This window comes from Saccharopolyspora sp. NPDC050389, from assembly GCF_040655595.1.
Classification (GTDB): domain Bacteria; phylum Actinomycetota; class Actinomycetes; order Mycobacteriales; family Pseudonocardiaceae; genus Saccharopolyspora.
The window spans coordinates 1-12,933 of sequence record NZ_JBFAKG010000163.1 but is presented as its reverse complement, the minus strand read 5'-3'; the positions used below and the strand labels follow the sequence as shown (position 1 = coordinate 12,933).

The 12,933-nt window shown below is 71.0% G+C and carries 12 protein-coding genes; 6 read left to right on the top strand and 6 right to left on the bottom strand.

Annotated elements, in window-relative coordinates; genetic code table 11:
- The first annotated feature begins 141 nt into the window (after positions 1-141).
- Both AB0I53_RS47680 and AB0I53_RS47675 read left to right on the top strand, forming a co-directional pair.
- On the top strand, positions 142-1,326 hold the full coding sequence (locus tag AB0I53_RS47680) for a fumarylacetoacetate hydrolase family protein (RefSeq protein ID WP_358617340.1): 1,185 nt from the start codon (positions 142-144) through the stop codon (positions 1,324-1,326).
- A gap of 88 nt (positions 1,327-1,414) precedes the next feature.
- A complete protein-coding gene (locus AB0I53_RS47675) occupies positions 1,415-2,317 on the top strand; it encodes a phosphotransferase (RefSeq protein WP_358617338.1) in 903 nt (300 codons plus the stop codon).
- 9 nt (positions 2,318-2,326) lie between these two features.
- Here AB0I53_RS47675 and AB0I53_RS47670 read toward each other — a convergent pair whose 3' ends face one another.
- The 4 genes from AB0I53_RS47670 to AB0I53_RS47655 form a co-directional block, all read right to left on the bottom strand.
- Complete coding sequence (locus tag AB0I53_RS47670; protein ID WP_358617336.1) at positions 2,327-2,737, bottom strand: cupin domain-containing protein; 411 nt, start codon at positions 2,735-2,737, stop codon at positions 2,327-2,329.
- A gap of 341 nt (positions 2,738-3,078) precedes the next feature.
- On the bottom strand, positions 3,079-4,605 hold the full coding sequence (locus tag AB0I53_RS47665; RefSeq protein WP_358617334.1) for an amidase family protein: 1,527 nt from the start codon (positions 4,603-4,605) through the stop codon (positions 3,079-3,081).
- A 66-nt stretch (positions 4,606-4,671) separates the two neighbouring features.
- The gene (locus AB0I53_RS47660; protein WP_358617332.1) at positions 4,672-5,973 is read right to left on the bottom strand and encodes a DUF3100 domain-containing protein; all 1,302 of its coding nucleotides are present in this window, start codon (positions 5,971-5,973) and stop codon (positions 4,672-4,674) included.
- Between the two features lie 72 nt (positions 5,974-6,045).
- On the bottom strand, positions 6,046-7,260 hold the full coding sequence (locus AB0I53_RS47655) for an amidohydrolase (protein WP_358617330.1): 1,215 nt from the start codon (positions 7,258-7,260) through the stop codon (positions 6,046-6,048).
- A 102-nt stretch (positions 7,261-7,362) separates the two neighbouring features.
- On the opposite strand from AB0I53_RS47655, the gene AB0I53_RS47650 reads away from it, so the two are divergent.
- Positions 7,363-8,382: an Lrp/AsnC family transcriptional regulator gene (locus AB0I53_RS47650; protein WP_358617328.1), complete on the top strand. Its 1,020-nt coding sequence runs from the start codon at positions 7,363-7,365 to the stop codon at positions 8,380-8,382.
- Between the two features lie 4 nt (positions 8,383-8,386).
- On the opposite strand, the gene AB0I53_RS47645 is transcribed toward AB0I53_RS47650, so the two are convergent.
- Positions 8,387-9,289 (bottom strand): 5'/3'-nucleotidase SurE, encoded by a 903-nt coding sequence (locus AB0I53_RS47645; protein WP_358617326.1) that lies wholly within the window; start codon positions 9,287-9,289, stop codon positions 8,387-8,389.
- A gap of 99 nt (positions 9,290-9,388) precedes the next feature.
- Between AB0I53_RS47645 and AB0I53_RS47640 the strand changes: the two genes are divergently transcribed.
- Positions 9,389-10,258 (top strand): LysR family transcriptional regulator, encoded by an 870-nt coding sequence (locus AB0I53_RS47640; protein WP_358617323.1) that lies wholly within the window; start codon positions 9,389-9,391, stop codon positions 10,256-10,258.
- 92 nt (positions 10,259-10,350) lie between these two features.
- Here the strand turns inward: AB0I53_RS47640 and AB0I53_RS47635 are convergent, their stop codons facing one another.
- Complete coding sequence (locus tag AB0I53_RS47635) at positions 10,351-10,704, bottom strand: hypothetical protein (RefSeq protein ID WP_358617321.1); 354 nt, start codon at positions 10,702-10,704, stop codon at positions 10,351-10,353.
- A 233-nt stretch (positions 10,705-10,937) separates the two neighbouring features.
- Here AB0I53_RS47635 and AB0I53_RS47630 point away from each other — a divergent pair, with 233 nt between their 5' ends.
- Both AB0I53_RS47630 and AB0I53_RS47625 read left to right on the top strand, forming a co-directional pair.
- Positions 10,938-11,789, top strand: coding sequence for an SAM-dependent methyltransferase (locus AB0I53_RS47630; RefSeq protein ID WP_358617319.1), 852 nt, complete (start codon positions 10,938-10,940; stop codon positions 11,787-11,789).
- 344 nt (positions 11,790-12,133) lie between these two features.
- On the top strand, positions 12,134-12,847 hold the full coding sequence (locus tag AB0I53_RS47625) for a helix-turn-helix domain-containing protein (RefSeq protein WP_358617315.1): 714 nt from the start codon (positions 12,134-12,136) through the stop codon (positions 12,845-12,847).
- Positions 12,848-12,933 lie beyond the last annotated feature (86 nt).

Below are 12,933 nucleotides of genomic sequence, written 5' to 3'. Positions count from 1 at the left end.
AACTTCATCCCCCCCTCACTTACCCCCCTCCCCCCACCCCCTATCCGGGGCCGTTTAGATTTGGGTCTTGATGCCCAAACAAAAACACCCCCCGGCCCCGGGCCGACCGCGACCGCACCGCATCCCGAGGAAGGCAGCACCTTGACCCTCTCCGCCTACTCCGATCGCGTTCTGCCCGATGACGCGGCCCGGGCGACGCTGGTCGCCCGCGTCTTCGACCCGGCGTGCGGCGGCCCGTGCGTCGCCGCGGTGCGCGGCACGGCGGTCGTCGACCTGACCGGTGTCGAGCCCACGGTCTCCGGGCTGCTCGAACGGGCCGACGCCGGGCAGATCGTGCGGGCGCACGAGGGCGGCCGGAGCTGGCAGCTCGCCGATCTCCTGCGGGCCACGCTCTCCGGCGACCGCGCCCGGCCGCACTTCCTGGCGCCGGTCGACCTGCAGGTCCTCAAGGCCGCGGGCGTGACCTTCGTGCGGAGCATGCTGGAGCGGGTGATCGAGGAGCGCGCCGACGGCGACCTCCGCCGGGCCGAGGAGATCCGCGCCAAGCTCGGCGACGTCATCGAGGGCCGGATCTCCCAGGTGCGGCCGGGCTCCGCCGAGGCGCAGCGGATCAAGGAGGTGCTCGTCGCGGAGGGTCTGTGGTCGCAGTACCTGGAGGTCGGCATCGGCCCGGATCCGGAGATCTTCACCAAGGCCCCGGTGCTGTCCGCGGTCGGCACGGGCGCCGAGATCGGCGTGCTCGAACGCTCGACGTGGAACAACCCGGAACCCGAGCTCGTACTCGCGGTCACCTCCCGCGGTGTTCCGGTGGCAGCGACGCTCGGCAACGACGTCAACCTCCGCGACTTCGAGGGGCGCAGCGCGCTGCTGCTCACCGAGGCCAAGGACAACAACGCGTCCTGCGCGATCGGCCCGTTCCTCCGGCTCTTCGACGACGAGTTCACCCTCGACGACGCGCAGAACCTGGAAATCGGCCTGGATATCGCCGGGACCGACGGCTACCGGCTGGAGGGCGTCAACCCGGTCGGCGAGATCAGCCGCGATGTGCGCGAGCTCGTCGGGCACGCGCATGGCCGCCACCACCAGTACCCGGACGGGTTCGTGCTGTTCACCGGCACGATGTTCGCCCCCACCGAGGACCGCGACGTCCCCGGCCAGGGCTTCACGCACAAGCACGGCGACGTCGTGCGCATCTCCTCCCCCGCGCTCGGTAGCCTGATCAACGTCGTGAACACCGCGGAGGCCGCTCCCGACTGGACCTTCGGCATCCGCGCGCTGATGACCAACCTCGCCGCCCGCGGCCTGCTTCCGGGCGCCGCGACGTGATCGGCGCCGCCGATCAGCCGCGCCGAGCGAGTTTCGCCCAAGAGGCCGGATTCGTCCCGCCGGACGGCCGGTGAAGGAGCCGAATTCCTTGCCATTCACAGACATCGCTTTCACCGATTCCGCCCGGCGGGCGCTCGATGCCCGGTGGGGCCTGGACTTCCCGGGCGATCCCGTCCGGCTGCACGGCGGTGAGGAGTCCGCCGCCTTCGCCGTCGGCGGCCACGTCGTCCGGGTGGGCCCGCAATGGCGCAGGACGGAAGAAGCCGAGTGGTGCTACGCCATCGCCTCGCATGCTTCGACCGACGTGCCGGAAGTGGTCGCTCCGGTTGCGACGCTCGACGGGCGCACGGTGATCCGGGTCGATGGCCGCCCGGTGTCGGTCTGGCCGTTGGTCCCGGGCAAGTGGCCGACCCGCGAAACGCCCGGCGCCCCGACGCAGGCCGCCTCACTGCTCGCGCGGTTGCACCGCTCCTTGGCCGGGATGCAGCCGCCGCCGCGGCCCGTCACCGCCGGCCTGGAGGCGGGCTTGGACGGATCCGAGCCGCCAGCGGAGCCGGCTCTCGCGGACCCGGAACTCGATTCGTGGCTGGCGGAATTCCACCGCGCCCACCAGGAACGCCAGCCCGTGCACGGTGACTTCTACCCGGGCAACACGCTGTCCGACGGGAGCGCCCTCACCGCCGTGGTGGACTGGGACGAGGCGTGCGTGGTCGCGCCCGCGGTCGAGGTCGCCTACGCCGCCCTGGAATGGGCCGAGGAGGAGTCCGCGATCGACATCTCGTCGATGCGCTCCTTCCTGCACGCTTACGCCGCGGCCGGCGGGCCGGCCGGGCTCCTCGACGAGGAGACCCTGGCGCAGCTCATCCGGCACCGGCTGCGCCGCGAGGTGGTGTCCTTCCACGAGCAGCGGCGACTCGGCGTCGTGCACGATGCCGAAGACCTCTCCTACCACGAACGCCGCCTCGAGATCTTCGCCGAACTCCGCCCGTGACGCCGCAGGTCACCGGGCCGCGGTCGTGGTGCGGCCGTAGCGGTCTTCCAGGCGGACGACGTCCGCCTGCCATCCCGGCTCCGCCGTGGACGCCTCCAGCAGGACCGCGTCGGACACCGCCGTGACCCGGTGCACGACACCGGACGGGATGCTCGCCGTCTGGCCGGGGTCGAGTTCCATCCGGACCAGCGACGTGCGGTTGGGCCCCAGATCGAGGAGCACGATGCCGGACTGCACGGCGATCGTCTCCTCCTTCTTCTCGTGGTACTGCAGCGAAATCGCCTCACCCGCCCGGATGTGCAGCACCTTGCCGACGTAGCGGCCGGCTACCACGGCGAAGATCTCCTCGTAGCCCCAGGGCTTTTCGATCCGGACCACCGTTGCGAGGCTGGACAGCGCGAACTCTGCGACATCTGTCACGACGATCCATCCCTTCCCGTGCGGCGTGCCCCACTCGGATGCGCGTTTCCGCACCGGGCACCGGCGCAGCGGACGGCTCCGAAAGCACGTCCACGGATCTTCCGAGGTGGTGGCGCACAAGCCCGCATTCGTTTCCCCCAAGCACGCGGCGTTCGATCCGAACACCGCGGACCTGCGCACCATAACGCCGGGGCCGCGCAGCCGCCCAGGGCACGAGGTGCCCGGTGGCGCACCGCTACCGGATCGGACGACAGGCGGCGCACGATTCCCGTGAACGGCAAGGAAGTTCGCCGATCAGCGCCGTGCCGCCGGAACGATTCATCCGGCACTCGGAAGCCGGGTCAGCCGATGGAGTCGGGCCCGACCGTCGGCAGGTAGCGGGGTGCCCGCCAGGCCTTCAGCTCGCGTTCGGCGGACGCCGCCAGCGACAGCAGCTCGGCGTCCTGCCGGTGGCTGGCCATGAGGAGCAACCCGACCGGGAGCTCGCCGACGGAACCGGCGGGCACCGAGACCGACGGGTAGCCCGCCACCGCGGCCGGCGTCGAGGACGAGATCACGTCGTTGTCGCCGCGCTCGCAGTCGGTCGTCCACGCCGGCGGGTTCGTCGGCGCGGCGATGGCGTCCAGGCCGTGCTCGGCCATGGTCTCGTCGATCGAGCGCCGGGAAAGATCCGTCAGCTCGGCGCGCATCGCCTGGTACTGCGGATCGGTCGTCGGCGGCGCGGCGAGCGCCTGTTCGAAGAGCTCCTGGCCCGCGAAGCAGGTCTGCTCCGCCGGGGTGCGCCGGTTGAACTCGATCAGCTCGGCGAGGTCGCGTGGGCCCTGCCGGGTCGCGAGGTACGCGTCGATGTCGCGATGGAACTCGCTCAGCAGCGCCGGGAACTCCAGCTCGCCGAGCCGGTCCTGGTAGGGCGGGGTCACCTCCACCACCACGGCGCCCGCCTCGGTGAGCCGCTCTGCTGCCTCGGTCATCACGGCATCGACGTCCGCCCCGAGCGACGGCAGCCGCCAAAGCCCGATCCGCTTGCCGCGCAGATCGCCCAGCGGCGAGAACGTGCTCTCCTCGCCCTGCAGCACCGCGAAGGTCAGCGCCGTGTCGATGACGTTGCGCGCCATGGGGCCCGCGGTGTCCTGCTCCGCCGAGATCGGCACCACGCCGGACTGGCTGACGAGGCCGAGGCTCGGCTTGTGGCCGACCACCCCGTTCATCCCCGCCGGGCACACGATGGAGCCGTCGGTCTCCGTGCCGATCGCCACCTGCGACAGCGACGCGGCGAGCGCGGCGGCGGACCCGGACGACGAACCGCACGGATTGCGGTCCAGCACGAACGGGTTGCGCGTCTGCCCGCCCACCGCCGACCACCCGGAGGTCGGCGTCTCGGCGCGGAAGTTCGCCCACTCGGAAAGGTTCGTCTTCCCGAGGATGACCGCGCCCGCGTCCCGCAGCCTGGTCACCAGGACCGCGTCCGAGCCGGGCGGGCTCCCGGCCAGCGCCAGCGAGCCCGCCGTGGTCGGCAGATCACGGGTGTTCACGTTGTCCTTGAGCAGCACGGGAATGCCGTCGAGCGGGCCGAGGACGGCGCCGCTGCGGTGGCGGGCATCGCTGGCGGCCGCCTGGGCCATCGCAGTCGGATCGATGCGCAGCACCGCCTTGATCTTGGGATCGATGGTGCGGATCCGCTCCAGGTAGGCGGCGGTCAGCTCCGACGACGTGAGCGATCCACCCGACATCCTGGCCTGGAGCTCGGGAATCGTCACCGTGTCGAGGTCGACGCCCAGCGCCCCGTACCCGGTCGCCCCGGGATTGCCCAGCATCAACGAGCCGGCGGTGAGTGCCGCGATCAGCGCGAAAGCGCCAGTCCTGCGCATGACGCCATAAGACAGCCCGGAACGGATCACCGCAAGATCTTTTCGCCGCAGTCGCTCGTCGCCCGGTCAGCCGAGGAACAACTGCGCGATCACCGCTGAGACGAGGAACGACGCGGCGAAAGACATCAGCCCCACCGGGACGATCCGCCAGCCGATCCGCTTGAGCGCGGGCAGGTCCTTGCCGATGCTGAGGCCCGCGAAGACCAGGATCGGCGTCGCCATCGCGAGGAACTCGACCGGCTTCACCAGCGACATCACGGCGTCGGCGACCGGGGAGATCGGCGAGGTGAGCAGGATGGCCAGCGCGGAGGTCCCGGCGACGGCGGGCAGCTTGGTCAGCCGCTTGATCCCCAGCCCGGCGACGACGACGGCGGCCACCAGCGCGAAGCCGAGCAGCGCGCGGGGCTCGACACCGCCCGCGTGGACGGCGTTGGAGACGAACATGGCCGCCAGCGCGATGAGGATCGCCGGCAACGGCCGAACCCGGCTCGGGCTGCCGCTTTCGAGCTCCGCCGCCGACAGGTCCGGGGCGGCCGAGGGCTCGATCTTGCGGCCGCGGGTGAGCAGCTTGTAGAAGCGGTCGGCCAGCGGGAGCGCGACGAACATGCCGATGTAGACGCCGGCGAGGCTGGTGACGAGGTTGCTCACGGTGGCCAGCGCCACGATCTGGTTCGCCAGCTCGGGGTACTCCGCGGCGATCGCTGCCGACGAGGCGGCCATCACCGAGCCGGACCCGACGCCGGTTCCCATCGCCAGCGCCAGCGGGCTGAGGATCCCGCTGCCGGCCAGCAGGCTCGCGAGCAGCGTCACGTACAGCGCGCCGATGACGCTGCCGAAGATGTACATGCCGAGCACGCCGCGGTATTCCTCGGAGTCGGGCCCGAACCGCTCGGACACCATCGCGAACGAGCCCTCGCGGTCGATGGAGAAGCACGCGCCCACCGCCGACCGCCCCATCCTCAGGAGCACGGCGAGCGGCAACGACAACGCGACCGTTCCGAACAGGTGCCCGACCTCCTGGAACAACAACGCGAAGCTCGCCTGCCGCAGCACCGGCAGCTCGTGGCCGACCACGAACGCCAGCCGCACTCCGAGCAGCAGCACACCCATTTCCACGATGTAGGTGGCGGCGCGCTGCATGCCGACGGGCACCGGCCGGAACCGCTGGATGCTCACCGCGGCCCCGAGCAGCAGGCCCCAGATGATCGGGAACAGGGTGATCGCGCCGGGCCCGATGGCGACCTTGTGGCTGCCGATGGCTTCGGCGGCCGCGGCCAGGACGAGCGCGAGCAGCGCGAACAGGGCCAGTCGCGCGCGTGAACCGCGCGTCGGACGCGGCAGCTTCCGCGCAACCGTCATGCCGGACATGGCTTCCTCCGTGGTCGCCAGGAGTGTTGGGAAGAGTGGCTCGGCACGCCGCGGCGTGTCTGGTGAGGGCGGTCAGGCCCGCGTCGCGGCCGTGCCGCGCGTGGCTTGTTCGGCCAGGAACTTCTGCCGCAGCACCGGATCGATCGCCACGTCGACCGCGGTCAGAGCCATCGCGACGGCTCCGTCGAAGACCGCGTCGTCGGCGGCGGGAGTGGCCGCCGCGGCGGCGAAGCCGTGCGTGTGCGGCGGGTACTCGCAGCCGATGATCGCGATGCTCGGGTGGATGCTGGGCAGCACCTTGGAGACGTTGCCCATGTCCGTCGAACCGCCCCGCGTGCCGCGGGTTTCGCGGAGCTCCCGGCCCAGCGATTCGATGTGCGTGGCGAAGAGGTCCGCCATCTCCGGCTCCTGCACCAGCTCGGCGTAGTCCGGCTCGGTCGGTTCCACGGACATCGTCGCCCCGCTCGCCAGCGCCCCGGCCTCGAAGCACGCCAGCACCCGCTGCTTCAGCTCCGCCATCTCGTTGACGTCGAACGCGCGCACCTCGCAGTCCACGACGGATCGTTCGGGGATGATGTTGGTGACCGCGCCGCCTTCGCGCACGAACAGGCCGATGCGGCACTCCGCGGTGATCTGCTGGCGCAGCAACCCGATCGCCACCTGGGCCACGACGGCGGCGTCGGCGGCGTTGACGCCCAGGTGCGGAGCCGCCGCGGCGTGCGAGGCCCGGCCGCTGTAGGTCACGGCGAACCGGCTCACCGCCTGACTGGAGAAGTGGCCGGGATGGGTGTCGTACTGGGCCGGGTGCACCATCATCGCGATCGTCACGTCGTCGAAGACGCCCCGCTCCAGCAGCAGCACCTTGCCGCCGCCGTGCTCCTCGGCCGGGGTGCCGACCACCTTCACCCGGACGCCGAGGTCGTCGGCCACGGCGGCGAGCCCGATCGCCGCGCCGACCGCGGCGGAGGCGATGACGTTGTGCCCGCACGCGTGCCCGATGTCGGGCAGCGCGTCGTACTCGGCGCAGATGCCGACGGTGAACTCGCCCGCGCCGTATTCGGCCGTGAACGCGGTGGGCACGTCCGCCGGGCCGGGCTCGACGGTGAAACCGGCGTCGCGGAGCACATCGGTCACCTTCGCCACCGACCGGTGTTCGGCGAACGACAGCTCCGGCTCGGCATGCAGGTCGTGGCTGAGCCGAAGCAGCCGCTCCCGCCACGACTCCTGCTCGGCCCGCACCAGCCGCCGGTAGGCCGTGATGTCGTCCTGGATGCCCTGACCGCCCACTGCACGCTCCTCGATGTCCGCCCGCCAACCTGGACACGAAGGGTGAGCGATGAGACTCTTCCATTAGCCCAAACGCAGGAACGAAGCAGAATCACGGTCCAGATGCAGGATCAAGCCACCGCTCTCGACGAACTGGACCTCCAGCTCGTCAACGCCTTGCAGATCGCACCCCGCGCCGCCTGGTCGCTGGTGGGCGGCGTGCTCGGGATCGACCCGGTCACCGCCGCGCGCCGGTGGACGCGGCTGGAGCGGTCCGGCCTGGCCTGGATCTCCGGCTACCCGCCGATCTCCCCCACCCAGGCGAACGCGTTCGTCGAGATCGAGTGCGAACCGGGCCGCGGGCTGGCCGTGGCCCGGGAGCTGGCGACCGATCCGCAGGCGATGACCATCGACGTCACCGCGGGCGGCCGCGACGTCCTGGTCACGGTCAACACGCCGAACGCGGAGGTCCTCTCCGGCTACCTGCTGGACCGGATGAGCCGCGTCACGCACCTGCGGCAGGTGCGCAGCCACCTGGTGGTCCGGGCGTACACGGAGGCCAGCCGGTGGCGGCTGCGCGCCCTCGACCACGACCAGGTCGCGCGGATGCTCCGGGAGACCGACCAGGTCGGCGACCGGGCCCCGGGCCCGCTGACCGACGCGGACTGGACGATCGCCGTGGCCCTGGCCGCCGACGGGCGGGCACCGGTCGGCGCGCTCGCCGAAGCCGCGGCGACGAGCACCAGCACGGTGCGCCGGCGGCTCGCGCGGCTGATCGCCAACCAGCAGCTCCGGCTGCGCTGCGAGCTCGCGCGGAAACTATCGGGCTGGCCGGTCTACGCCTGGTTCTTCGCCCGGGTGTCACCAGCGCACCTGGAGGAGACCGCCCGCGCCCTGGCCCGGATCCCGGAGGTTCGCGCCGTGACGTCCACCGCGGGCCCGTACAACCTGATCATCGCGGTCTGGCTGCGTTCCCTGATCGACGTGCAGGAGCTCGAGACCCACATGGCGCGGCGCCTGCCGCACCTGGACATCGTCGACCGCAGCATCGTCGTCCGGCCGGTGAAGCTCGTCGGCAGGCTCCTCGACGAGCAGGGCTACGCGACGGGAACCGTGTCGCTGGACACCCGGAACTGCCCCTGACGGTTCAGCGGAGGGCGCCGAGCCGCTCGCGGATCGAGGAGCGGACTCCCTCGGAGGCCGTCCAGTCGCCGTCCAGCGGGGTGATCGAGACGTAGTCGGCCGCCAACGCGTTGTTGTCCGAGTCGGCCACCGGGTCCCGGGACAGGTCCACCTGGGGCCGGATCACGTAGCAGTTCTCGCACAGGTCGGTGCGCTCGTACTTCGGCCGGACGAAGGCGTTGCGACCGGTCTTGGTGACCCGCGTGCCCTTGACCTCGGGTGCCACCGGGTAGTTGATGTTGAGGCTCACGTGCTCGGGCAGCAGCCCGGCGCCGCCGGAGGTGCCCTGCAACCTATCGAGCACGCGGGCGGTGTAGTCGGCCGCGGTGGTCACGTCCCCGAGCTGCGGCGGGTTCGTGGTGAGGTCGATCTCGACGCTGATCGCGATGGCCGGGATCGACATCTCACCGGCCGCGACCGTGGCACCGACCGTGCCGGAGTGGTTTGCCACGGCACCGGCGTTCTGGCCTGGATTGGCGCCGGAGATCACGACGTCCGGCGGTCCCGAGGTGAAGACGTGCTGCAGCCCGAACAGCACTGCGTCGCCGGGAGATCCGCACACCGACCAGACGTCGGGCGCCAGCTGCTCGGCGGTGATGGTGTTCTCCGGCCCCGGCTCCCCGGACGCGTAGTTCGAGAACAGCTGGGTGCCGCTGCCGGACTGGTCGTCGCACGGGGCCACCACCGTGACCCGGTGCCCAGCCGCGGTCAACGCCTGCTTCAACGCCGCCAAGGTGGGCGCCGCGTGCCCGTCGTCGTCGGTCAGCAGGACGTCGAGCGGTTCCTGCTCCGGAGCGGCGGACGCCGTCGTGGTCAAGAACGCGACGGCGACCGCCGAAGCCGCCGCCGATCTGAAGATCCGTCTCATGAATTCGCCCCTTCGCTGGGAAAATCGGCTCATCCATTGGATCGACCCAACCAAGCACTTGTCCAAGTCCGGTTGAGCTTGCTTACATGCTCTATCGGCATGAACCTGCAGCAGCTCCAATACCTCGCCGCCGTCGTCGAGCACGGCACGATGACGGCTGCCGCCCGCGCGCTGCACGTCTCACAGCCGGCGCTCGGCCGCGCGGTGCGGGCGCTGGAGCGGGAGGTGGGCACCCCGCTGCTGGCTTCCGAGGGACGGCGCCTGTACCCGACACCGGCCGGGCTCGCGGTCACCTCCCACGCAAGAGCGATCTTCGGCCACGTCGCGGACATCCTGTCGTTGGGCGACGAGCGTGAACTCGTGCTGGCCGCGACGCCCACGCTCGGTGCCGGCACGGCGCCGCGGCTGCTCCGGGTGCTGGCCGAGCGGTGCCCGACTGCGACGGTGCTGCTCGAACGGCTCGACGGCCCGGCCGAGGTCGCTGCCGTCGTGCGCAACGGTCAGGCGACGGCCGGGATCGTCGAAGTCCCGTCACCGCACCAGTTCTCCACCACCGATGGGCTCGCCACCCTGTCGCTGGGGCGTCGCGAGATCGTGCTGCTGTGCCCGGCCGGGATTCCGGCGACCGCTCCCCTGCCGCACCAGGACCTGGCCCGGCTGCCGCTGATCGTGCCCGCGAGCGGCTACCGGCGCAGCCAACTCGACGCCTGGTTCAGCTCGCTCGGCCTGCGCCCGCGCGTGGTGTGCCAGACCGACGAGCGCCTCGTCTGGGAGCAGATGGCCGGATCCGGCCTCGGGTGCGCGTTCACCGACCGGTGGCACGCCGAGCACGCGCCGGTGCCCGGCACGCGCATCGTGCACTTCACCCCTCCGCTCCACACGAACGTCGAGCTGTTGTACCGCAAGGACAATCCCAGCCGGACCCTCCACGCCCTGCTCGCCGGGCTCGCGCAGCCGATCATGTCGTAGCACTGCGGACAGCGGCCATTCGGCCGTCGCACGATGCGGCGCGGTGCTCGCTCGGGGTGATGCCGCGGATGCGGCAGGCGCTTGGCGGGACGTCAGCTGAACCGGGGCAGGCGCGCGTCGGCGACGGCCTGGCGGAACCGGGTGTCCCACTCCCGCCAGGTGCCGGCGGGCAGCACGCCGCAGACCTGCAACCCCGAGGGTTCGACCGAGGCCCACAGGTGCGCATCACCGTCCTCGGCCGTGGAGAACCACCGGGCCACGTCGGGCGAATCGGCCTGCCAGCCGGGGAGAGTCTGGTAGATCCCGCCCAGGTTCTCCCAGTCCGCGTCGGTGAACCGCGACCAGGCCAGGCAGTAGATCCGCTCCACGCACGCGCGTTCCACCGCCGCCTCTCCTTCGGGCGGCGATTCCGCGGCGTTGTCGTAGTACCAGTCGAGCTCGTCCACTCGCCCAGCTTGCCCGCTCAGCTCCTGCGCCGGTGGACCGGCCTTCGGGAGGCTCACCTGATAGCCGCAACCGGCGCCGACCGCAGGTCGAACCGATTCTGCTCCGTTCGACGGAATTCGATGCGGATCGGCGGGAAACGCGGTACGCGATTCGCACGGGAGCACCGAGCAGGTGGAGTCGATGTTGTAACGTCGGTGACACCTTTTACCGCGACGAGGATGGACGGGTCGGAGTGACTGATCCCAGGGGGCCGCTGGAGCGACTGCTCGATACCGGGCAGGAGGCGCCGCCGGAACTCGTCGACGTCAACACCGAGGAAGTCTCGATCGCGCGGGTCTACGACTACTGCCTGGGCGGCAAGGACAACTTCGCGGTGGACCGCGCGGCGTGCGAGGCCATGATGGAGGTGGTCCCGGAGACGCCGCTGCTCGCGCAGGCGAACCGCTGCTTCCTCCGCCAGGCCGTGAAGTACCTGGTGGGCGAGGCGGGCATCCGGCAGATCGTGGACATCGGGTCGGGCCTGCCCACCGCCGGCAACGTGCACGAGGTCGCGCAGGAGATCGCGCCCGAGACCCGCGTGCTCTACGTGGACAACGACCCGATCGTGCTCGCCCACGGCCGGGCGCTGCTGGCGAACGAAACCACCACCACCGTGATCAACGCGGACCTGCGCGTACCGGACGCGATCTTCGAACACCCGGAGACGAAGCGGCTGATCGATGCCACCGAGCCGTTCGCGGTGCTGCTGGGCGGAATCCTCATGCACCTCGAAGACGAGGAAGACCCGGAGGGCGTCGCGGCCAGCATCCGCGACCGGCTCCCCAGCGGCGGCTACCTGCTGGTGTCGAACACCTGCGACACCGGCGAGCCGCGTGCCCTGGAGCTGGCCCGCGTGTTCGCCGAGAGCGGCATGGGAACCCGCTGCTTCCGCACCTGGGACGAGCAGATCCGCTACTTCGACGGCCTCGAACTGATCGAACCGGGCCTCGTGCCGAACAACCAGTGGCGCCCCGGCGACGACGTCCCCGACCCGCAGAACCCGGCGCACGCGATGCACATCGGCGGCCTCGCCCGCAAACCCTGATCCCTCCGGTGTGGCGCAATTTCACGAGAAGTTGCGCCACACCGGGTGGCTCAGAACGGCGGCGCCCGATGCACCGGCACTCCCCCCGGTGCACCGTGGGAGCCTTCCCGATTTTGCCTAAAATTGGACGCCCTCCGCGTGTCGTTCCGCCGCCTGCGCTCGCGAGCACCAAACCACGGTCGGCCTGAATCTCCCGCGCACCAACGGATTTGTGCGCACCGGACGTCTCCGCTCCGCAGGCCATGGCAGCGCTATCGCGCCGAACGCCTTTCACCGCCGCATTTCTCCGAGTGGCGTGCGTCACCACCGCAATTTTAGAGCACGCGCTCTGTTATGTTGACGGCGTGCCTCGCCCACGCACGCATGACCTGGATCAGCTGCTCGACACCGCGGAGCTGCTCATCGCCGACGGCGGCCCCGAGCGGCTCACGGTTCGGCGGCTCGCCACCGCCTCCGGGGTGTCCAACGGCGCGATCTACCACGCCTTCGGCTCGCTCGCGGCGTTGCGGGGCAGGCTGTGGCTGCGCGCCGCGACCGAGTTCCTCGAACTGCAGCAGGAGCTCGTCGACGAGGCGCTCGGCGAGCTGCCCGACCTCGATGCGGCCGTGAACGCGGTCGTCGCCGCAGCCGACAGCCCGGCGGTGTTCGCGAACCGGCGGCCGGCCGCAGCCAGGATGCTGATGACCGTGCGCCGGGACCAGCTGCTCGGCCCGGAACTGCCGACGGATCTCGCCGACGAGCTCATCGGCCTCGACCGGCGGCTGGTGTCGCTGATGCGACGCCTGGCGCAAGCGCTTTGGGACCGGCGTGACGGCTCCAGTGTCGACGTGATCACCACGTGCGTGGTCGACCTGCCGACCGCGTTGTTCCGGCGGGAACTGACCGCCCCAACCGCGGACGGCACCACGCGGATCGGAGCCGACGCGCGCCGCCGCCTCGACGCGGCCGTCCGCGCGATCCTCGCCTTCCCGCCGCCCGCCCGGCGCGAAAGACCACGCACATCCTCCGGAAAGGACTTCCCAATCGTGATGTCAAGCCGCAGCAGTGGTGGGAGGTGAACTTTGATAGCGCTGGCCGTCGCGGATCATCGCCCACAGGACGTTGAGGCGTCGGCGGGCGAGCGCGAGCAGGGCTTGTTTGTGGC